This is a genomic window from Nocardiopsis sp. CNT312 (assembly GCF_000515115.1).
Lineage (GTDB): Bacteria > Actinomycetota > Actinomycetes > Streptosporangiales > Streptosporangiaceae > Nocardiopsis.
Window position 1 is genome coordinate 199,883 of sequence record NZ_AZXF01000011.1, and the last position, 20,902, is coordinate 220,784.

At 73.2% G+C, this 20,902-nt stretch carries 17 protein-coding genes; 4 read left to right on the top strand and 13 right to left on the bottom strand.

Annotated features, from left to right (window positions below):
• The first annotated feature begins 1,516 nt into the window (after positions 1-1,516).
• Entirely contained in the window at positions 1,517-2,080 is a 564-nt protein-coding gene (locus B042_RS0103665) for a hypothetical protein (RefSeq protein ID WP_028647106.1), read from the top strand.
• 76 nt (positions 2,081-2,156) lie between these two features.
• Here B042_RS0103665 and B042_RS21835 read toward each other — a convergent pair whose 3' ends face one another.
• The gene (locus B042_RS21835; RefSeq protein WP_051415443.1) at positions 2,157-3,032 is read right to left on the bottom strand and encodes a metalloregulator ArsR/SmtB family transcription factor; all 876 of its coding nucleotides are present in this window, start codon (positions 3,030-3,032) and stop codon (positions 2,157-2,159) included.
• A 93-nt stretch (positions 3,033-3,125) separates the two neighbouring features.
• Between B042_RS21835 and B042_RS0103675 the strand changes: the two genes are divergently transcribed.
• Positions 3,126-4,472, top strand: coding sequence for an FAD-dependent oxidoreductase (locus B042_RS0103675; RefSeq protein ID WP_028647107.1), 1,347 nt, complete (start codon positions 3,126-3,128; stop codon positions 4,470-4,472).
• Positions 4,469-5,701 carry an MFS transporter gene (locus B042_RS0103680; protein ID WP_028647108.1) on the top strand — a complete coding sequence of 411 codons (1,233 nt, stop codon included), beginning with the start codon at positions 4,469-4,471 and terminating at the stop codon, positions 5,699-5,701. The genes B042_RS0103675 and B042_RS0103680 overlap by 4 nt, the downstream gene beginning before the upstream one ends.
• Before the next feature lie 139 nt (positions 5,702-5,840).
• Here the strand turns inward: B042_RS0103680 and B042_RS0103685 are convergent, their stop codons facing one another.
• Positions 5,841-6,914 (bottom strand): ArsO family NAD(P)H-dependent flavin-containing monooxygenase, encoded by a 1,074-nt coding sequence (locus B042_RS0103685; protein WP_028647109.1) that lies wholly within the window; start codon positions 6,912-6,914, stop codon positions 5,841-5,843.
• Between the two features lie 71 nt (positions 6,915-6,985).
• On the opposite strand from B042_RS0103685, the gene B042_RS26995 reads away from it, so the two are divergent.
• Entirely contained in the window at positions 6,986-7,207 is a 222-nt protein-coding gene (locus B042_RS26995; RefSeq protein ID WP_369797666.1) for a transposase, read from the top strand.
• Between the two features lie 616 nt (positions 7,208-7,823).
• Here the strand turns inward: B042_RS26995 and B042_RS21840 are convergent.
• From B042_RS21840 to B042_RS21850, 11 genes are all read right to left on the bottom strand, one after another.
• The gene (locus B042_RS21840) at positions 7,824-8,507 is read right to left on the bottom strand and encodes a transmembrane transport protein (RefSeq protein WP_197024161.1); all 684 of its coding nucleotides are present in this window, start codon (positions 8,505-8,507) and stop codon (positions 7,824-7,826) included.
• On the bottom strand, positions 8,504-9,049 hold the full coding sequence (locus B042_RS0103695) for an RNA polymerase sigma factor (RefSeq protein WP_028647110.1): 546 nt from the start codon (positions 9,047-9,049) through the stop codon (positions 8,504-8,506). The genes B042_RS21840 and B042_RS0103695 overlap by 4 nt, the downstream gene beginning before the upstream one ends.
• Positions 9,050-9,111: 62 nt before the next feature.
• A complete protein-coding gene (locus tag B042_RS27000) occupies positions 9,112-9,312 on the bottom strand; it encodes a hypothetical protein (protein ID WP_369797664.1) in 201 nt (66 codons plus the stop codon).
• A 570-nt stretch (positions 9,313-9,882) separates the two neighbouring features.
• Positions 9,883-10,356 (bottom strand): SRPBCC domain-containing protein, encoded by a 474-nt coding sequence (locus tag B042_RS0103700; RefSeq protein ID WP_028647111.1) that lies wholly within the window; start codon positions 10,354-10,356, stop codon positions 9,883-9,885.
• A gap of 93 nt (positions 10,357-10,449) precedes the next feature.
• A complete protein-coding gene (locus B042_RS0103705; RefSeq protein WP_028647112.1) occupies positions 10,450-11,253 on the bottom strand; it encodes a class I SAM-dependent methyltransferase in 804 nt (267 codons plus the stop codon).
• A gap of 25 nt (positions 11,254-11,278) precedes the next feature.
• Positions 11,279-14,521, bottom strand: a complete 3,243-nt coding sequence (locus B042_RS26910) for an AMP-binding protein (RefSeq protein WP_369797667.1) — start codon at positions 14,519-14,521, stop codon at positions 11,279-11,281.
• A gap of 38 nt (positions 14,522-14,559) precedes the next feature.
• On the bottom strand, positions 14,560-16,167 hold the full coding sequence (locus B042_RS0103720; protein ID WP_028647113.1) for a class I adenylate-forming enzyme family protein: 1,608 nt from the start codon (positions 16,165-16,167) through the stop codon (positions 14,560-14,562).
• Positions 16,164-17,534 (bottom strand): NAD(P)/FAD-dependent oxidoreductase, encoded by a 1,371-nt coding sequence (locus tag B042_RS0103725; RefSeq protein ID WP_028647114.1) that lies wholly within the window; start codon positions 17,532-17,534, stop codon positions 16,164-16,166. The genes B042_RS0103720 and B042_RS0103725 overlap by 4 nt, the downstream gene beginning before the upstream one ends.
• On the bottom strand, positions 17,531-18,517 hold the full coding sequence (locus B042_RS0103730; protein ID WP_028647115.1) for a UbiA family prenyltransferase: 987 nt from the start codon (positions 18,515-18,517) through the stop codon (positions 17,531-17,533). The genes B042_RS0103725 and B042_RS0103730 overlap by 4 nt, the downstream gene beginning before the upstream one ends.
• Complete coding sequence (locus tag B042_RS0103735; protein ID WP_028647116.1) at positions 18,514-19,665, bottom strand: DegT/DnrJ/EryC1/StrS aminotransferase family protein; 1,152 nt, start codon at positions 19,663-19,665, stop codon at positions 18,514-18,516. Before B042_RS0103735 ends, B042_RS0103730 begins: the two co-directional genes overlap by 4 nt.
• A complete protein-coding gene (locus B042_RS21850; protein WP_051415444.1) occupies positions 19,662-20,867 on the bottom strand; it encodes a DegT/DnrJ/EryC1/StrS aminotransferase family protein in 1,206 nt (401 codons plus the stop codon). The genes B042_RS0103735 and B042_RS21850 overlap by 4 nt, the downstream gene beginning before the upstream one ends.
• Positions 20,868-20,902 lie beyond the last annotated feature (35 nt).

Consider the following 20,902-nt stretch of genomic DNA (forward strand, 5'->3'; position numbering starts at 1 on the left):
TCAGTTTATTTTTGTGGCACTTCACTGAGGCGTGTCACCCCCCTTACTCCGGCGAGGCCCTGAGCGCAGGAAAACGGGGGCGAGAACTCTTTGTCGACGAGAACTTCGATCGTGTCCCACCGGGTGGTGTGACCTCGTCCGGCCCCAGAGGCCCCGAGGGAATGGCGCGCGGGCCAGCGATGCGTTTCGTTCGGACAATCGGTGCTTCGCACCAACTCAAGGGGGCGCGATCGGGACTTTCGCGGCACGGACCGCCACGGGGCACCTTGCACCGAGCTCTCGACCTGTGGGAGCCAGGATCGACGGTTCCAGGACACCAGCCGTCGGACGGGCCTCGCCGTGCCGACGGCCGCCGTCCGACTGAGGAAATTCCTCAGTCCTGCCTGAGTCATCCATCCGAGAGGAGATCCACGCGTCCGTCGAGGCGGTGGGGGAACCTTCCTTGGCGGCGGAGGGCTGACGTGCCGCTTCATCGACTCCGTGGAGGCACCGTACACGCCGTGGTCCCGCGATCCCCGCGCAAGCGCTCACAGACGGCGGGAGGGTGTGCGCTGCACCTGGCCCCGACGGTTCCCCTCCGGGTGCCGCCCCGGTACGCCGTGAGACGGAGCGCGAGCGATCCGGGGCGCTGTCCTCGGCGCGCGGCCTCGAAGCGGTCCGCGCGAAGGGTGTCCCGGCGGGCGGCCCTCCGACGGACAGGGCGGCCCGCTCGACCGAGCGGCAAGGCCCTGCCAGATCAGACAGCGCCCGAACGGTAGGTCATAGGCGGCGTGCGGCAACGGGGGAAGGCCTGGAGGACGGTCCCCGCGAACAGAAACGGAAGAGGGCAGCAATCGCCGCCCTCTGACACGGAGAAGTCGTGCGGTCTCGGCCCTGGGGCATGGATGACGAACGAGTTTTCGCCTGTCGGTCGCATGCCCGCGAGCAGGAGCTCGGACAGCGCGAGCTTGTGCACGTACTCGCGGTGAGCGGGAGCGGTGGGAACGGGGGACTGATCTTCCCACCCGCCTCCGGAGAAGGTCAGAGTCGGGTGTGGATCATTGCGAACGAACCTCATGCGTGATTCCTGCGACCGGGGGCTCCGTGTCCTTGGGACGGATCGAGAGCGAAGTGACTCGAGCCTGGAAAGAGGCGAAAGGAAAATAAAAACATTTGTTTTGTTTGTCAAGGTCGTATCTGCGGGTACTGGGAGCCGACCGTATCCGACGGCTGGCCCGACACCCTGATTTCGGGTTCGTGCTCCCTTCTCGAACGCTGCCCGTGAGGACCGGGGGCTTCGGCATACCGGCCCGGGTGTTCATGGTGATGACGAGCTGCTGTAGGCGACCGTCCCCGGTCGAGCGTGGCGGAAAACGGCTGGCTGTCGGTGGCGGCCCTCGCCGCGGAAAACCCGTCGAAGTGTCACCGCCCCTCCCCGGAAGGCTCGTATTCAACCGGGAATCCGGTCCCGATCCTGACCGGAAGCGGACAGGGGAACGACATCTCTTTTCACACCCCGGTACCGGACACTGTGCTCATGGCGATCATTCACAAGGCCAGCGTCACGCCGAGCAAGACGGCCCTGATCGAGGCATGGCTGGACGGACGGCCATGGGCGGGCCGCGGACGCGACCAGGTGCTCGGCAAGTACAGATTCGACGACCCAGAAGGAGAGGTCGGGGTGGAGGCGTTCCTGATCCGACGCGGGGACCGCCTGCTCCACCTTCCGCTGACCTACAGAGGGGCGCCCCTGGCCGGTCACGAAGACCACCTCGTGGGAACCATGGAGCACTCCACCCTGGGGACGCGCTGGGTCTACGACGGAACCGAGGACGAGGTGTCGGTCGCGTGTTTCCGGCGGGCGCTCAACGGCGAGCAGAGCCAGGCGGACCTGGAGGTCTGGGAGGGCGGCCGCCTCGTGGCGCGAAGGGAACAGCAGGTCCTGCTCCGCGTGGAGCCCGGGGCCGACGGCGACGGTGCCGGAGCGGCTCACGGCGGACGGTTGGTACTCCCGCACGTGCTGGACCCCCAGCCCCGGGGCCGCAGTCGGCTCCGCGCCCGATGGGGTGACCAACAGGCGGTGGTCGCGGCCCTCTCCTAACTCGTCTCAGGAGTAGACGACGAGCCGTACCGATGTCTCCCCGGCGGCTCCGGATCGCCGGCACCCAACGCTGCGCTCAGCAGAACGGGCGACCGGAACCGCCGGTGTCACGGACGTCGTCGGTCGTTTCGGTGTCGGCCCTGCGACGCTCCAGGAGAACGGTGTCGCGCCAGACTCCCTGGTGCCGGACGATGCGCTCGCGCACGCCGACGGTACGGAACCCCGCACGGTGGTGCAGGGCCAGACCCGCGCGGTTCTCGGGAAAGATCGACGTCTGCAGAGTCCAGAGCCCCCCGGCGTCGGCCTCGGTGACCTGGTGGTACAGCAACGCGCTGCCCACGCCCCGTCCGCGTGCGTCCTTGGCGACGTACACGAACGTCTCGGCCACTCCGGTGTAGGGCTCACGGCTGGAGACGGGTGCGGCGGCTGCCCAGCCGACCAAGCGCCCGCCGGTTTCTGCGACCCAGCGATGCCCGACGAGCCAGGAGTCCTTCCATGCCCCGCCGATGGCCGCCCGGCCGTCGGCGAGGGACGGGGCGCAGACCTCCCGCACGGTCTCCAGGTCCGTGTCCGTCATGGCGCGCGTGGTGACACCGGTGGGCAGGTCCTCGGGCCAGCAGGGGCGGGTGCTGAGCATGCCCATGACTGCGTCGGCGGCATGGGGCAGGCCCGTGCAGCACGCTGGGTTGACCTCGACCCGGGTCGAGGTGCCCGCCCTGGTCAGGGTCACGAACCCCACGTCCGCGAGTTTACGCAGGTGGTGGGAGACCGTGGGTTGGCGAATGCCCACCGACTCCACGAGTTCTCCGACACTGACCGCCCCCGCCGCCGAGGCGATGGTGTGCAGCAGCCGGACACGCATGGGCTCGGCCAGACAGGCGAACCAAGCGGCGTAGATGTCGGCATCGGAGGGTGACAGTGGGTGATCGTGGCCGTGTGCCTGCATGCTCATGTCCCCATTATCGACCTATGTCTATGGTTGCATTCATCGACTCTCATCAATATGGTTTCCCACCATAGACAGCACTCGTCGAGAGGGCGTGGCATGATCGCGGAACTCCCCGTAGCGGTGATCGGTGCCGGACCCGTCGGCCTGGCGGCCGCGGCCGAGTTGGCCGAGCGGGACCTGCCGGTGCTCGTGCTGGAGAAGGGAGAGCGGGCCGGCACAGCGGTTGCCGAGTGGGGCCATGTGCGCCTGTTCTCCTCCTGGCGCGACCTCGTGGCCCCGGCGGCAGAGAGGATCCTCCGGGACACCGGCTGGCGGCGGCCGGCTGACACGGCTTACCCGACCGGACGGGAGTGGGCCGGGTCCTACCTGGCTCCGCTGGCCGACGCCCTGGGCGACAGGGTGCGCTTCGGCGCGGAGGTGACCGGGGTGAGCCGCGCGGGTCGGGACCGAGTGGTCGACGCCGAGCGGGGACGGCATCCCTTCACGGTCCGTGTACGCACCGGGCGGGGAGAGGAGTGCGTCCGGGCCCGTGCGGTGGTGGACGCCTCGGGGACGTGGAGCTCACCGAACCCGGTCGGCGGAGACGGGCTGCCGGCCCTGTGCGAGGGCACCGCCGGGGAGCGGATCTCCTACCGGGTCCCCGACCTGTCCGACCCCACCGTGCGGGACCGCCACGCGGGCCGCGTCACGGCGGTGGTGGGCCGGGGCCACTCGGCCCTGACCGCCCTCGTCGCCCTAGCCGCACTCGCGGAGCGGGCACCCGGAACCGAGGTCGTGTGGGTGTTGCGCCGGGAAGAGGTCGGCGACACCTTCGGCGGCGGAGCATCAGACCAGCTCGTCGAGCGCGGGGCCCTGGGGCTCCGGGCCAGGGCTGCGGTCGAAGCCGGGTACATCCGGGTCGTCACCGGGTTTCGCACCGCCGAGGTCCGTCCCTGGGCGGGGCGCCTGGTCCTGGTGGACGGCAACGGCCGGCCGCTGGAACCGGTGGACGCAGTGGTCGCGCTGACCGGGTTCCGCCCCGACCTGTCGTTCCTCTCCGAGGTCCGCCTGGGACTGGACACGACGCTTCAGGCCCCCGTGGAGCTCGCCCCGCTCATCGACCCCAACGTGCACTCCTGCGGCACCGTCTACCCCCACGGGGCCAAGGAGCTCTCCCATCCGGAAGAGGGCTTCTACCTGGCGGGGGTGAAGTCCTACGGCCGCGCGCCCACGTTCCTGGCCCTGACCGGTTACGAACAGGTGCGCAGCATCGCCGCGCACCTGGCGGGCGATCACGAGGCGGCCGAGCGGGTGGAGCTGGTCCTGCCCGAGACCGGGGTGTGCAGCGGCTCCGGGCTGTCCGACTCCTCCGAAGCGGAGGAGGCGTCCGGGTCCGGGGGAGGCTGCTGCCCGGCGGAGGGGCCGCGGGACGTCGAGCTCGCCGTACCGGCCCGGGCCCTGTGAGGTCGACGACCCCACGTGCTTTCGACGCCTCCGTTCCCATCGCCGGAGCACGCCGGGGGCTGGCGGTCCTCTGCGTCACCGTCACCACGAGCTACGGGGTGCTGTTCTACGCCTTCCCGGTCCTGGCCACGGCGATCACCGCTGACACCGGCTGGTCCACCTTCCAGGTCACCGCACTCTTCTCATCGGCCCAGATCGTAGCGGGCCTTGCCGGGGTCCTCGTGGGAAGACTGCTCCAGGCGTACGGCCCCCAGCCGGTGATGACCGTGGCGTCTGTGATCGCCGCCCCAGCCGTCGCGGGTATCGCCCTGGCCCCGAACACGGGCCTCTTCGCTTCGGCGTGGGTGCTGGCCGGGACGGCCATGGCCGGGCTGTACTATCCCCCCGCCTTCGCGGCCCTCACCCGTTGGTACGGTGCCGCCCGAGTACGGGCCCTGACCGTCCTGACGCTCTCGGCCGGGCTGGCGAGCACCGTCTTCGCCCCCCTGACGGCGGCCCTGGAACAGGAATGGGGATGGCGGGGCGCCTATCTGGTGCTGGCCGGAGTCCTCGCCGTGGTGGTCGTGCCGCTCCACGCCTTCGCCCTTCCCCGGGACCGGGCGATGCCCGTGGTGGACGAGGGCTTCAGCGGACCGGGGCCGTCGGTGCGTGCGGTGGTCCGCAGCCGGGCCTTCTGGGCCCTGACCGCGGCCCTGGCCGCGGGGTCGTTGACCGTGTACGCGGCCGTGGTCAACCTGGTCCCCCTTCTGGAGTCCCGCGGCTTCGAGACCGCGGCCGCCGCGTGGGCGCTGGCCCTGGGAGGACTCGGCCAGGTGGCGGGGCGACTGGTCTACACACACCTGGAACGGAGGACCGCTCCCGTCACCCGGCTGGTGATCGTTCTGGGCGCCTGCTCGGCCACCTCCCTGATGCTGGCTCTGGTCCCCGGCCCCTGGGGGCTGATCGTGGTGGTCGCCGTCCTCGCGGGAATGGCACGCGGTCTCCTCACCCTGCTCCACGCCACGGTGGTGGCCGACCGGTGGGGTACGACGGCCTACGCAGCGATCAGCGGAGTCATGCACGTCCCGCTGATGCTGTCCTCCGCTCTGGCTCCTTGGATCGGGGTGGCGCTGGCCGGAGCCCTCGGCGGCTACGCAGCGGCGTTCGCGGTGATGGGCGCCGTGGCGACGGCGGGTGCGGTGGCGGCACTGTACAGTCGGCCGCGCCCCTGCCCGGCGGCCGTGTCGTGACCGCCGAACCTGAGCGGGGCCTCCGGCTCCCCCCGTGGGACCGGGGCGTGCGCGGACGGGGCCCGGTGGTGTTCCTCGTCGAACATCCCGTGCGAGTCCTGGTCGTGCGCGGTGGCGGCCCCCGCACGGGTTCGGAGGGTCACCCCTCCCCGGCCAGGGCTTCGATGATCTCGGCCACTGCCCCCTTGCCCGTGCGCCCGGCGCCGATGAGCGTAGCAGAGGCCGCCCCGGTCCAGTCGCCATAACCCAACAGGAACAGCCTCGGCTGGCCGACGGAACGGTTTCCCTCCAGCACGATCCGGCCCTCGCCGTTCACCACTCCCAGAGGGGCCAGGTGGTCCAGGACGGGCCGGAAGCCCGTACACCACACGATGGCGTCGCACTCCGACTCGGTGCCGTCCGCCCACACCGGGCCGCTACGGGTGAGGCCGTCGAACATCGGCTCGGGCTTGAGGGCTCCGCGGTCTCGGGCCTCCTTGACGGGCGGCACCATCACGATATCCCCCAAGGAGCCGATTCCCCGTGCCGTTCGGTCACCGTTCCGTTCGGCCCGTTGCCGCCGGGTGGCGATGTCGAAAAGGGCGCGACCGTCCACGTCGTCGGGCAGGAACCGGGGCGGACGCGCTGTGGCCCAGGTGGTCTGGGCGACGCGGGAGAGCTCGGAGAGGATCTGTGCCGCCGAGTTGCCCCCTCCGACCACCACGACCCTGTGCCCGGCGAACTCGTCCGGTTCCCGGTAATCGACGGTGTGCAATTGCCTGCCCTGGAAGTTTGCCCGTCCGGGAATTCGCGGGATGTACGGCTTGCCCCAGGTGCCGGTGGCACTGATGACGTAACGCGCTTTCCACGGCCCCCTGTCGGTGACCACCCGCAAGGCCCCGCCCGTTCGTTCCACGCTCACCGCCCGGACCGGACGGTGCACGGGCAGGTCGTAACGCCGCTCGTACTCCTCCAGATACCAGGCCACGTGCGCCGCACTCGGATACTCGTGCCCCTCCTCGGGCGGCATCCACCAGCCCGGCAGCATACTGTGCCCAGCGGGTGAGAACAGCCGCAGCGAGTGCCAGTATTCGGTCCACGCCCCGCCCGGTGCGGCACCACTGTCCAGGATGACGTGATCGGCCTTGGCCCGCCGCAGATAGTATCCGGCCGCGAGCCCGGCCTGGCCACCTCCGATGACCACGACATCGACCGCGCGTTCCTCTGTGTGCATCCTCGTCCTTTCCGGGCGTTCCTGCTGTTCGGCCGACCGGCTCCAACCGACGGTGGTGGGACCCGGTCCTGCTGGTCTGGAACTACCGGCCCACCCGCCACTGCCGTCGGACACGGCGGGCGATCGCCGCCCGTGCGCGGCTGGAGGCGGAGCACCTGCCCGTCTACGCGCCCGAGCTGAACCCGGTGGAGGGGGCCTGGTCCCCTCTCAAGCGCACCGCTCTGGCCACACCGACCTTCACCGAGTCGGCGGATCCGGGCCGCGGGACATCCGGCACCGCCCCGACCTCGTAGACGCTCTCCTGACACGTACAGGACTCCGGTCACGCACCCGGCCACCAAAACTCGGCCAAGATCAGGGGTGTCGCACCGCCGGTGATCTGAGGCGTCGCCCCTAGCAGCAGAAGGGCACCGGGTCGGGGAAGCCCCCTGGACGCGGCGAGGGAGCCCGCAGCAAGACCAGGGACTCACATCTCCAGCTGCGGGAGACTCCGTTACACCCCCAGTCTGCCATGCCCTCCTCCGCCCTGGCCGCACCCGCCAGTGAGGAGGTCGACCCCCGCGGCCTTCGGGAGGACGCCGCCACCTGCTCGGACGCATCGTCCCGATCGCCCTGTGCGCCGTGCTGGGCGGGGGAGGCCGGGGCGCGGCGGGCGGTGCCGGGTCCGGTCCGCGTGCGGGGAGGGTCGGAGGCGTACGGCGGCTCCTCAGGAGGGTGCGGCCCCCGGGCGGTGGCGGGTCCCGCCCGGGGACTGGGGGGTTGACTGAGCGCTCCTCAGCCGGCGCGCGTCGTGAACATAACACGGCTCACCCCCACCGCAATCGGCGCAACCATCGGTGGATGCGGCCGTTGCGCTCCCCGAACGGAGGCCGAAACGCCACCGAGTCGAGTGCGCATCAAGGCGAAAGCTCAGGTCAAGAGCAGAGCGGCCCCCGCCAGCAGGGCCGCGCCCAGCAGCACGGCGAGCAGGAGGGCGGTGCGCCCGCCCGCGCCGCGCAGGCGCAGGGCGAGGGCCAGCGGCCCCAGGGAGAGGTTCCTGTCGGTCTTGTCGTTCATGGCGATCTCCTCGAAGGTGGAATCGGATTCCGGAGCCGGTCGGGCGGTGTCGTCGCGCAGCGCGTCGCGCAGCCGCAGCAGTTCCCGGCGGCGTGCCCGCGCACGGGCCAGGAGGAGCCCCGCCGCGCCGGTGAGGAGGGTGCCGGCCAGTGCGGCGGCCAGCGTCTCGGCAGCGGTGGCGCGCACGGCCGCCAGAGCCGTCCCCGCCACGGCGGTCACCGCGGCGGCCGCCAGGGCGATCCCCGCGCCCAGCACCCGGTCCCGGGCGAACAGCGGCCGGCGTCTGCTCAGCGCCCAGCCGCTGAAGGCGGCCCAGGCCAGACCGACGGTGATCAGGGCGGCGAAGGCGGCCCGGGTCCGTACGGGGAGCGTCCCCGGTTCGGTGGCCCACAGCACCGCGATCAGTACCGCCCCGCACCCTCCCGCCAGCCCGACAGCCGCGTGCCGCATCCGGGGGCCCAGCGACACCTCCGCGGCCAGGGCGCGCCGGAGTTCTCCGGGTGCCTCACGCCGTTCCACCGGGTTCCGTTCGTTCATGGCTCGTATCCCCTCTCGACAAGGACGCCGCGCAGCATGCGGCGGGCGCGGTGCAGCCTGCTCTTGACCGTTCCGGGCGGTACGCCGAGGATCCCGGCGCAGTCGGCCAGGGGCAGGTCCTGGAGGTGAAACAGGACCAGCACCTCCCGTTCCAGTGGCGGGAGCCCGCTGAGGCCGGCCTCGATCTGCATCCCGGTGAGCACGCCGCCGAACGGGTCGTCCCCGGACGCGACGGCCTCGGCCTCCTCCACCGGTGCCCGCGGATCCCGGTAGGCCCGCCGCAGGTGGTCGGTGACCGCGCGCCGGGCGATGGTGAACATCCAGGGGGCGAACCGCTCGGGGCTGCGCAGCCGGGGCAGGCCGCGCAGCACGGCCACCCACGCCTCCTGTGCGAGGTCGTCCGCCAGGTCCGGGGATCCGGCCATGCTGTGGACGTAGCGCCACAGCGGGGCGTGCCAGCGGTCCACCAGCGCGGCGAACGCCTCGCGTTCCCCGAGCTGGCAGCGCACCACCAGCAGGCTGTCGCGCCGTTCGCCGTCCACAGCCGCCTCCCCGCCTCGGCGTCGTCTCTCACCACAACAGTCGGGGGCGGGGAGGGAAAGGTTCACGGCCGGGTCCGGACAGTGGCAGGGCCCCGAGAGCGTGCTCTCGGGGCCCGGGTGTCCGTGGTCAGGAGTGGGTGAAGGGGCTCTTGAGGGAGGAGGCGAAGCTGCTCCACTCCCCCGAGGTGAAGGTCGGGTTCGTGAACTCGACCGCCCCTGGACACCGCCTCGATGTACTCGGGGAGCTGGAGCAGCCCCGACACGGCCTGGCACTCATATGTCCGAATTATTCGTGCTTCTGGCTCGAAGTCCGGAAGCAGACCCGTGAAGACGTCCTTGTACTGACTCCACCAGTCCCGCTGTCGGCGTCCCTGGCCAGCCTCTCCAAGGCCTCACGAATCTTGGGATCATGCATCCCATAGACCTCACAGAGCACTGATCTGACTTCGGCTCGGTGGACAGGCGTCCGCTTTCGGATGATTCGTCACTGAACGACGAGAGGGAAGTGCCCAAGACGCGCCCCGCGTACCCGCCGGAGTACCGCGATCAGATCATCGCTCTGGCCGTGGCCCCGAGGACCTGGCAGCCGAGTGCGAACCCTCGGCCCAGACCATCCGCGTCTGGACCAAACAGGCCACGATCGGCTCCGGCCAGATAGAAGGCACCACCAGCGACGACAAGACCGAGCCGGCCCGCCCGCGCCGTGGGAACGCCCAACGCCCCGGTCCGCACGCTTGCCCGCCCCCCGACGACGTGCGCGGCTGATGGACCCGGCAGGACAGTGCCACCGAGCGCCTGCCCGCCCTCGGCCGCGAACCCCGACCGGCGGCGCCTCACCCCTCCACGTGGGCGGCGAGGTGGGCCAGGGAGGAGGCGAGCGCCTCCTCGTGGACCGCGTGGTCGACGCCCTCGGGCACACCGGTGGCCTCCACGCTCACCAGCGTCCCCTCCCGCCGCGGGGTGAGGCTCCAGACCATCGTCATCGTGCCCGCGAACGCCGGGGCCTCCGCGTCGAAGTCCACCCGCTGCACCACCCGCTCCCCCGGGACCAGTTCGACGAACCCGGTCTCGGTGACGTCGCTGTTCCCGGTGCTCTTGCCCCGCCCGGCCTGGGACCCGGGGTAGGTGAGCACCATCCGGTACCCGCCGCCGGGCCGGGGATCGAACGAGTCGATGCGCCCGGTCATGCCCTCCGGCGGCAGCCACGTCTCCAGTGCCTCCCGCCCGGTCATCGCCGCGTAGACCGCAGCGGCGGAGGCCCGGACCAGCCGACCCGCCCGGTCGACGCGCTGCTCGCTGCCACCCATACCGCTCACTCCCCGAGTGTCGTGCTCTCCTCACTCCGGGACCGAACCTAGGGGGGCGCACCGACGATCGGGGGCAGTTCACGGAGCGGGCCCTCAGGCCGGCCGGCGGCCCTGCACCGAGTAGACCACACACGAGCACGCCCGGAAGGAGGGGTCGGCCAGGAGGGCGCGCACGTCGGCGAGGTCTCGGTCGGTCAGGCCCTCGTGCAGGAACGCCTCCCTCAGGTGCCGTGTGTGGTGCGCGATCAGGTGCACCCCCGGTGATTGGGCGTCCCACAGCTCCACCCGGGGCCGCGGATCGACCTCGGCCAGCCCGGCCCGGTGCATCGCCCCGGCGGCCTTGGCGCCCCACTCCGGGTCGGCCCCGGCACGGACCATGAGCCGGGTCTTGGCGTCCTGGAACCGCTGGTACAGCTCCCGCGCCCCGGCGTCGGGCATGAGCAGCCCGGGACCGTAGGTGATGTCGAACTCGTCGAGCTGGAGCACCCCGCCGGGTTTGAGCGCGCGCACCAGGCGGTCCAGGACACCGATCCGCTCAGGCAGGTGCAGCAGCACCAGCCGGGCGTGGACGAGGTCGAAGGCGGCCTCCGGCAGCGGGTCGCGGACGATGTCGTGGCGCGCCACCTCCAGGCCCTCCCGCCGCGCGATCCTCTCCGGTTTGATGTCGGTGGCCAGTACGCTTCCGCCGGGGGCGACGCGCCGCGCGAGCCAGGTCGCGACGCTGCCGCCGCCCGCGCCCACCTCCAGACACCGCCACCCCGGGCCGACCCCGGTGCGGGCCAGGTGCTCGGTGGTCATCGGGTCGTAGGCATCCGCCAGGAATCGGTGCTGGTCGAAGGCGTGTTCGCTGTGGTTGTCGAAGACGTAGCCAGGTGTCTCCGTGGCGGTGTCCGTCACGGGGTCCTCCTCAGGATCGGGGCGGTCAGCGGTGCACGGACTCGGCCGCCAGGCGGGTCAGGGTGATGGTGCACACCTTCCCGGTGGGGCCGAGCGGCAGTTCGGGCAGGACGAGCACGTGTTCGGGGAGCGCGCGCCGGTCCAGACCGTGTTCCTCGCGTAGGAAGGCGAGCAGCTCCCGGGCCGTGGGCACGGCCGAACCGGGCGCGGGGGACACGCAGGCGCACATCCGCTCACCGAGGTCGGGGTCGGGCACCGGCACGCAGTGGGCCTCCGCGAGGCCGGGGTGGGCGCCGAGTGCGCGTTCCACCTCGGCGGGGAAGAGGTTGACGCCGCCCCGGATCACCATCCTGCGCAGCCGGTCCACCACGTGGAGCGCTCCGCCCGGGTCCAGCCGCCCCAGGTCGCCGGTGCGTACCCACCCGCCGGGGGCGCGGCGCTCGGCGTCCAGGCCGGGCGCGGCGACGTAGCACATCGGCGTCATCGGCCCCAGCGCCCAGATCTCACCGGTCGCACCCGCCGGAACGGGCCGCCCGTCGGGGTCGCGGACACTGATCTCGGCGACGTCGGGGGCCGGGTAGCCTGCCATGCCCGGCTCCCACGCCTGCGGGCGGGAGGCGGTGTGGCAGTTGACCCCGTCGGTGGATCCGTACACGTTGACGACCTGCCCGCCGAAACGCCGTGCGCAGGCGTCGCGGACCTCCCGGTCCAGCGGGGCCCCGCTGGCCACGACCGTGCGCAGCGACGAGGTGTCGGCCTCACCGGGGAACACGGCGATGCGCCGGAGCATCGTGGGGACGCCGATGAGGTGGGTGGGGCGGTGCGCCTGGACGGCGGCCAGCGCGGCGGCGGGGTCGAAGCGCTCCAGCACGATCAGGGTGCCGCCGTGGCGGGCCAGGGTCACGGGCACGCCCAGGGAGCCGAAGGAGGAGGCCGTCGAGACCAGCAGCAGGACGCGCATGGGTCCGGGTCCGGTGTGCAGGGCGCCGACGTAGTTGCCGCGACCGCCCGCCATCGCGTTGTGGGTGTAGGCGACCATGGACGGCTCGCCCTCCGATCCGGAGGAGACGAGGATGCGGGCCGGGGACTCCGGGTGGGTCCGTGCCGGACGCCACTCCCCGGCCTCGGCGGGACCGGGGCCGTCCGGGTCCTGGGGACCGAGTGTGCGGACCCGCTCCACGTGGGGCAGCTCCCTCCGGCGCACCTGCCCGGACCGGTCCCCGGTGGTGAGGAGGGCGCGGGCCCGGGAGCGCCGCAGTAGGCCGTGCACGTCCGCCGGGGTGCGGCCGTAGGGGACGGGCAGGACGACGGCCCCGATCGCGGCGACGGCGAGGTCGGCCACGGCCGACTCTCGGCCCTCGGGCAGCAGGAGGGCGACGACGTCGCGCTCCCCCAGCCCGTCGGCGGCGAGCAGGGACGCCATACGGCGGACCCGCTCGTCCAGTTCGGCGTAGGTGAGGGGCCCGCGGTCGTCGATCACCGCCTCCCGTCCGGGGTGGGCCCGGACCCGGTCGCGGAACAGGCTGTACAGGTCGCGGTCGGGGCACCAGCCCCGGGCGCTCCACCGGGCACGCAGCTGCCCGGGCACCAGGTCGGTCAGCACCAGCCCGGTGGAGGAGGTCCAGGCCGGACGGCCGGGGCTCCAGGGGGAACGGACGCAGGCCGCTGTGTCGACGCGGTCGAAGGCCCGCGCGAACTCGGGTGCGGCGGCCACCGAGGCCGGGTCCCACACCCGGCGCGGGCCGTCCTCCTGTCGGCGGGGCGCGCTCTCGCGCCCGGCCCGCCGCAGCGTATGGGCGGCGTCGGCCAGTGCGGTGCGCACCCGGACCCCGGAGCCGGCGCGCACACGCGCCAGCAGCCCCGCGACCGCCCGTTCGGCGGCGATGATCCCACCGAGGGTGTCGGTGAGGGTGAGCAGGGAGGGGGCAGGCTCCTCGCCGGGCCCGGCGAGGAGGTCGGCCACCCCGCCGTGCGCCTGGACCAGGTAGTCGGTGGCGGGCACGGCGCGGCCGGGCGGGTCGCCGTCCCAGCCGTCCACGTGGACGTGGACCAGGCCCGGGAGGGCGAGGTCGTCCGGCCCCAGGCCGAAGGCCTCGGCGCGGCCGGGCGGCCAGTTGTAGAGCAGGACGTCGGACGTGGCGGCCAGCTCCCGTGCGGCCCGTCGGCCGCGTTCGGTCTTCAGGTCGGCCTCCACCGCGCCCTTGCCGTGGTTCAGCGCCAGGAACCGGGCCGAGCACGCCCCGGCCATCGGCGGTACGCCGCGCATGGGGTCGCCGCCGGGCGGTTCGATGCGCACCACGTCGGCACCGAGCATGCGCAGCAGCTGTCCGGCGAGCGGCCCCTGGATGCGGGTGGTGGCCTCCACCACCCTCAGCCCCAACAGCGGGATGGCGGCCCCGGCGGGCAGCGGCGGCAGGCCGGCGGACCGCAGCCCGGTGCCCTCCACCACGCGCGCCCGCCACCGCGCCTCGGAGTGTGCGGCGTCGGCCCGCTGAGCGGCGCGGAGGGGGACGAGCCCGACCCCGGAGCGATCGGCCGCCGAGCGCAGCCGCTCCGGGTCCGCTGCGGCGAAGCGCTCGGCCAGTTCGGCGGGCAGTGGGCACACGGCCGTGCCGAACCGGCTCTGGAAGGGCGGCCATCCGGCGGAGACCGCCCGGACGGGGGCGCCCAGTACGGCCCAAAAGCGCGACCACGCCTCGGCGTCCAGGGTCTCGATCTCCAGCGGCGTGCCGTCGGCGGAGCGGAAGGGCGGTGCGGCGGATGCTCCCGGGACGGATCCCCGCCGGGGGTGCGGGGGCCGTCCGGAGACGCCCTCCGCCGCGACGTAGGGGGCGGCCGCGAGCAGTGCGGCCTGGGCAACCGACACCGAGACCGGCGGGGCCGCACCGCCGCGCGCCGCGGCCAGCGCGGCACCCAGCACCGCCTGGGAGGCCAGGACACCGGCGCACACCGAGGCGTAGTCGATCCGCAGGGCGTGCGACCCGCCGCGGGCACGTCCGTGCAGGTGGGCAAGGCCGCAGGCGGCCTGGACGTCCCCTTCGTCCCTCATGGGCAGCGTGACCGGCCCTGCCCAGTCGATCCCGCAGCCGAAGCGCGGAGCCGCTCCCGGAGCCCAAGGGGTGTGTTCCAGCCCGAGCCATCCAGCGGGGGCGTGCGCGGGCGGGGTGCCCCGGTGCCGGGTGAGGTCCGCCCCGAGTTCCTCCAGCCGCGCGGCCGCCACCCGCAGAGCGACGGAGTCGCCGATGGCCCGGACGGTGGTCCCGGCCATCGGTGCGGCCACGGCCGAGGCCGTCTGCGGTGACGGTGTCACGTCCACCGTCCGCTGCCGCAGGTGTCGGGGGCCAGGCCCAGTGTCGTCCGCAGCACACCCCGCCGTACCTTGCCGGTGGCGGTGCGCGGGAGCGCGTCCCAGGTCGTCACGACGGGGTCGGCGAGGTCGGGCAGGTCGGCGACGGCGCCCTTCCACTCACCGAGGTCGAGCCGTCCGTCCCCGGTGGCCACCACCGGCACGGGCGGGCCGTCGGCGACGCCGAGCACGACGCACTCCAGCACCCCGGGCATCCGGTCGTCCACCACGTCCTCGATCTCCAGACAGCCGCCGTTGCGTAGGGCGTCGACCTCGCGGTCGACGAGCCGCACGGCTCCGGTGGCGCTGATGGAGCCGATGTCGCCGGTGTTCCACCACTCCCCCACGAGTTTGGACCTCCAGCGCCCCTCCTCCCCCACGTAGCCCGAGCACAGGGCCTCGGTTCGGCAGAACAGCAGGCCCGCTTCGCCCTGGGGCAGGGGGCGCATGGTCCGCGGGTCCACCGCGCGCAGCCGGGTCCGTCCGGGGATCGGCCGCCCCAGGTCACGGGTGGTGGGCTCGGGGCCCCGAGCGCGGGCGAGCGCGCGCCGGGTGAGGAAGCGGAAGGTCAGCGGCCCGGTCTCGCTCTGTCCCCACCCCTGCATCCACACCGGGGCGCGGCGCCTGCTGGCGTTGAGGAAGGTGCGCACGGTCGGCGGGTGCATCGCGTCGAAGGTGCTGACGAACAGCCGCACCCGGTCGAAGGGGTGGTCGGTGCGCTCTGCGTGGGACTGCCAGCGCACGAAGGTGGCGGGCTGGACCTCCAGGGTGGTGGGAGGGTGTCGGAACAGATGTGCCCCGGCCTCCTCCCAGTCGGGAGAGGTGATCACCGAGAGTGCGCGCGGGAACAGCCACAGCACGCTCGCGGTCCAGGCCAGGGCGCGGCCGTGGGCGAAGGAGTAGGAGGCGGTCACGGTGTCGTCGGGGCGGCTGCCCAGCACGGGCCAGCGGTGCGACTCGAACCCGGCCAGGCGCCGCATGATCGTGCGGGTGGTGTGGACGACCAGTTTGGGGACGCCGGTGGTGCCGGAGGTGTGCATGACGGCCAGCGGCGCGTCCAGCGGCGGCCGGTACGGCGGCGGCGCGTCGGTACCGTGGATCTCGGGCAGGGGCGTGGCGTCCTCGGCGGGGCCGTCGACGGTGACGGTACGGCGTGCGTGTACCGACGGGTCGTGGCCCGCGGCGCGCGCCCGGGCGAGCACCTCGGCGTCGGTGACCATCAGCGCCGGGGCGAGCCGCTTGGTCAGAAGCCGGAGCGCCTCCGGTTCCAGGTGCGCGGCGAGGGAGGCGGGAACGGCGCCGAGCCGTGCGGCGGCACAGTTCAGCAGGACGTAGTCCCAGTGGTTGCGTTTGGCGATCACGACGCGGTCGCCGGGGCGGACACCGGCGGCGCGCAGCCGCCCGGCGGTCTCGCGCACCAGTGCGGCGATCCGGGGCACGTCCAGGTCGGTGCCCAGGTGGGGGGCGAGGTCCAGCGGACGGCTCAGGTGCACCGCGGTGGTGCCGCCGCGCCGCTCCAGGTCGTCGAACAGGCTGCCCAGGTGGATGGGCTTGGCGAACATCGTCAGGTTTCCGTTCCTTGCAGTGGTGTGGGGGCCGTCTCCGGTACGGCACCGCCGAGGAAGGCCAGGACGCGGTCGGCGGCCCGGGCGGCGGAGGAGACCGCGCCCTCGCTGCACGGACGCAGCGCGATCCAGTCGCCCGCGTAGTCCACCGCCGAGGGCGGGCGCGCGGCGAAGGCCGGGCGGGCCGCCAGCGCCTGCGGCGAGGGGGCGGGCAGACCGTGGCGGAAGCGGTGGACCCTGTGGGCGCGGACACGGCCGGACAGGCCGGGCATGAGGCGCTCGGCGCTCTTCATGAGACGCCGCACCACGTGTGCGTCGGAGGCTCCGAGGAGTTCCGCGGTGCCCTGCGGGGAGGCGATCAGAGAGACCAGGCCCCGGCCACGGGGTGCCCGGGCCGGGTGCTTGTGGTGGTCGACGGTGACCACGTTGAGCAGCGGGTCCTCGGCTGCGGGCACGAGGACGGCGAAGCCGCCGCGCGCCCCCGCGGGGGCCGTCGGGCGGTCCAGGACCAGGGAGAGGCGGAGCATGGGCGCGTAGGCGCACGCCCGCAGGTAGGCGCGCTCGTCCGGGTGCGCCCCCGGGTACAGGCGCGCGGCGACCGGCGCGGGCACCGCGAGCACGGCCGCGCGGGCGGTGACGTCACCCTGGGGCGAGGACAGCAGCACCCCGCCGGGCACGTGTTCCACCCCGGTCACGGGGTGGCCGGTGCTCACGTCAAGCCGCTCCGCCAGGATTCGGGCGAGGGTGTCCATGCCGTCGCGGTAGGTGCGCCAGTGGGCGGTACTGCCCGCGGAGGCCAGGTGCGCGGCGAAGGGTGCGGCCGCGGTCCGCTCGGGGTTCCATCCGAAGAACCCGGCGGCGAGCGGCCCCAGCAGCCGCTCGACCAGCTCGGGGTGGTGGTCGGCGAGGAGGTCCGCCAGGGTGCGGGTGCCCAGCCCTGAGCGTTCGGGGTGTTCGGGGTCGGCTCCGGCGGCGGCGATCGCTACCTGCAACCGCACCAGGTCGGCGCGGGCACGCAGGGACAGTCCCGCGCCGGTGAGCAGCCCCAGGGGGCGGCCCGCGTGCGGTCGGACCCGGCCGGAGCGCCACACGCCCAGGGCTCCGCGGACGCGTGGCACAGCACCCGGGTCGGCGTCCAGCCCGAGTTCACGGATGAGCCTCCAGGTGGCCGGGTAGGCATCGGCCGGGGGGAGCATCTCGGCACCGGTGTCGATCAGGCAGCCGTGCTCGCGCAGGGTGCGCGTTCGCCCGCCGACCGCGTCGGCGGCCTCCAGGACCCGCACGGTCCGCCCGGCCCGGGCGATCGTGTGGGCCGTGGCCAGTCCGGCCGGCCCCGCACCGACGACGGCGACGTCGGCCCGCCCGCTCATCCGAGGGCCCCCGCGAGCACCGGGGCGGCCAGGTTCGCGGCGATCAGCAGCACCACGGTGAGGCGGTGGGTACGGATGGCCAGCAGCCGCGCACGCAGGATGTCGCCGCGCACGAACCCGATCACGAGCTGGGCCAGGCGCATCGCGAAGACGGGGACGAGCACCACGGGGAACCACCACGGGGAGATCCCCGCCAGGGTGGAGCCGACGACGAGCAGGCTCTCACCGACGGTCAGGGCGATGATGAAGGCGGCGTTGAACCGGCGCGGGACGATCGCGGCGACGGTGATGCGCCCCGCGGCGCGGTCGCCGTCGGCGTCGTTGGTGTTGGAGTACAGGCCGAAGATCATCGGTCCGAACCCGAACAGCAGCGCCTCGACCAGGACGAACCCGCTGAGCTCTCCGGTGAGCAGCGCGTAGGGCACCACGATCCAGCTCACGCCCAGGCCGATGAGGAAGAGCTCCTGGAAACCCCGGTAGCTGATCTTCAGACCCCAGGAGTACTGGACGGAGGCGAGGAGGGTGAGGGCGGCGGCGGCCACGGCCCACAGCGGCCGGTGCGGGGCGAGTGCCACCACGAGCACCCACAGGGCGACGGCACCCGCGGTCGCGGCCCAGGCGAAGCGCAGTGCCTGCGGTTCGGTGAGGGTCCCGGCGACGAGGGGTTTGCGGGCCAGGCGGCGCCGCGCCGCGTCGGAGCCGTAGTTGGCGGCATCGCTGCCGTCCCGGTAGCCGGTGACGTCGTCGAAGGCGACCATCGCGGCCACCAGGACCACCTCGGCGAGGAGGATGAGCGCGATCATCCCCAGGGTCTCGGGCTGCCAGCGCACCGCGGGCGCGAGCATGACCAGGACCAGGGGCAGGCCGATGTAGTAGTCGACGATGTCGAGTTTGGCCAGTCGGACGTAGGCGGCCAGGCGTGCGCGCCCGGTGGCCGGCGGTGCGGCCGGCGCGGTGGTGGGCGGGCTGAGCTGGTCGGTCACGGGTTCCCCTCCTGCGGGCTGCGGGCGAAGGCGCACACGGCGTCGGCGATGTGCTCCACGCGGGCGTCGCTCAGGTGCGGGTAGAGCGGCAGTGAGATGGTGCGCCGCGCGGCGGAGGCGGCGCGGGGCCAGGGCCCGCCGGGTGCGGCGTGGGGGGCGAACGCGGGCTGGGCGGGCAGGGTGCGGGGGTAGTACACGTGGGTGGCCACCCCGTGGGCGGCCAGGTGGGCGCGCAGGGCGTCGCGGCGCTCGGCCAGGAGTGTGTAGACGTAGTGGCAGCGGCCGTCGCCGCCGACCGGGGGCGCGGTGATCCCGGCGTCGGCGAGGTCGGCGAAGCGGGCGGAGTAGTACGCCGAGATCCGCGCCCGGCGCTCCAGGCGCTGGTCGAGCCCGCCCAGGCGGTGGAGCTGGAAGGCGGCCATCACCTCGTCGAAGCGGCTGTTGTGGCCGATCCGGTGGTGCAGGAACCGGTGTACACCGTCCTGGCCGTGGTTGCGCAGCATGCGCACGGCCGAGGCCAGGGAGGGGTCCGAGGTGAGAACCGCTCCGCCCTCGCCGGGCATGCCGAACGTCTTGACCTGGACGAAGGAGTAGACGCCCGCGTCGCCCCAGGTTCCGGCCGGACGCCCCGCGAGTGTGCCGCCCTGGGCCAGGGCCGAGTCCTCGACCAGGCGCAGCCCGTGCCGGTCGGCCAGGGCTCGGAAGGCGGGCATGTCCGCCATGGTGGAGAACACGTGCGCGGGCATGAGCGCCCTGGTGCGCTCGGTGAGGGCCGCCTCCGCCGCGGCCGGGTCCATGGTCAGCGCCGTGGGGTGCACGTCGACGAAGACGGGGCGGGCGCCGCGGGCGATGACGGTGCTCGCCAGCGGTGCGCAGCCGAACGCCGGTACCACGACCTCGTCTCCGGGTCCGATGCCGAGCGCTGTCAGGACCAGGGTGAGCGCCGAGGTTCCGCTGGAGCAGGCGACGGTGTCGGTGCCGGTGCGCTCCGCCAGAGCGCGTTCGAGCTCTGCGGTGCGCGCGCCCAGGATGAACTTCTGGGACGGGTCGGTCCCGGTCTCGTAGAGCACCCGCAGGAGGGTGTCGCGGTCGTCGTCGAACAGGTCGGGCGGGAAGAAGGGGATGTCCTGTGTGGCCGTCGCGGTCACCGGCGCCTCCCGGAGTAGAAGTCCTCGACCGCGTCGCAGACGCGGTCCACCTGTTCCTCGGTCATGTCGGGATGCAGCGGCAGGGCGAGCGCGGAGCGGCACGCCCGTTCCGCGCGGGGGAAGTCGCCCGGTACGTGGCCCAGGTACGCGAAGCACGGTTGCAGGTGCAGCGGGAGGGGGTAGTAGGTCTCGGTGCCGATACCGGCCCCCGCCAGGTGGGCGGCGAGGGCGTCGCGCTCGTCCACCTCGACGAGGTGGACGTAGACGGTCCGTCCGCCCCCTGGGTGGGGCGGGGTGTCGCCGGGCACGGCCCGCACGCCCGGGACGGGTCGCAGTCGTCGGTCGTAGTGCGCGGACAGGCGCGCGCGGCGGTCGATGCCGGTGTCGAGGACGGCGAGCTTGGCCAGCAGCACGGCCGCCTGGAGGTCGTCCATCTTGCTGTTGCAGCCGGGCACGACGGTGGGGTTGGCGATGCCCGGGAAGTGGCCCACGGTCCGCCCGCTGCGGCCGTGGTGGCGCAGGGAGGCGGCGGTCTCGGCCACCGCGTCGTCGTCGGTGAGCAGTGCTCCGGCGTCGCCGACCGCCCCGAGTGTCTTGGAGGGGAAGAACGAGAGCACGCCGCCCAGGCCCAGGAGTCCGGCGTGGACGCCGCGCAGGCGCATGCCGATCGCCTCCGCGCTGTCCTCCAGGACGGTCAGGCCGTGTTGGCGGGCGACCGCGTGCACGCCGTCCATGTCGGCGAGCCGGTCGAACAGGTGCACGGGCATGACCATGCGGGTGCGCTCGGTGGCCACGGCCCGTACGGAGCGCGGGTCGATGCCGTACCCGTGCTCCTCGATGTCGGCGAACACGGGCACGCCCCCGGCCAGCACGACGGCGCTGGCGGTGGCGATGAAGGTGTAGGCGGGGACGATCACGCCTTCCCCCGGGCGCAGTCCGGCCGCCTTCAGGAGGAGGACGAGGGCGTCGGTCCCGGAGTTGACGCCGACCACGTGGCGGGCACCGGTCCACTCGGCGAGTCTGCTCTCGAATTCGGCGACCATGGAGCCGTGGGAGAACTTCCCGTCGTCCATGACCCTGAGGCAGTTCTCGCGTATGTCCGGCCAGAGCTCCTGAAAGGTCTCCGACTGGTCGAAGAAGGGAACGGGAGGCCGTTCTCCCGCCCCGAGGGGGGCTTCTGGGGACGAAAGCGTTCTCTCCACTTTTTCCTTTTCCGTGGCGCGGGAGGGAGGGCCGG

What these genes read in the sequence shown, in the direction of transcription:
- B042_RS0103675 (WP_028647107.1), top strand. Translation starts at nt 3,126, where the DNA reads ATGATCGCGGAACTCCCCGTAGCGGTGATCGGTGCCGGACCCGTCGGC.
- B042_RS26910 (WP_369797667.1), bottom strand. Translation starts at nt 14,521, where the DNA reads ATGGCCGGGACCACCGTCCGGGCCATCGGCGACTCCGTCGCTCTGCGG.
- B042_RS0103725 (WP_028647114.1), bottom strand. Translation starts at nt 17,534, where the DNA reads ATGAGCGGGCGGGCCGACGTCGCCGTCGTCGGTGCGGGGCCGGCCGGA.
- B042_RS21840 (WP_197024161.1), bottom strand. Translation starts at nt 8,507, where the DNA reads ATGAACGAACGGAACCCGGTGGAACGGCGTGAGGCACCCGGAGAACTC.
- B042_RS21835 (WP_051415443.1), bottom strand. Translation starts at nt 3,032, where the DNA reads ATGAGCATGCAGGCACACGGCCACGATCACCCACTGTCACCCTCCGAT.
- B042_RS0103685 (WP_028647109.1), bottom strand. Translation starts at nt 6,914, where the DNA reads ATGCACACAGAGGAACGCGCGGTCGATGTCGTGGTCATCGGAGGTGGC.
- B042_RS0103700 (WP_028647111.1), bottom strand. Translation starts at nt 10,356, where the DNA reads ATGGGTGGCAGCGAGCAGCGCGTCGACCGGGCGGGTCGGCTGGTCCGG.
- B042_RS0103665 (WP_028647106.1), top strand. Translation starts at nt 1,517, where the DNA reads ATGGCGATCATTCACAAGGCCAGCGTCACGCCGAGCAAGACGGCCCTG.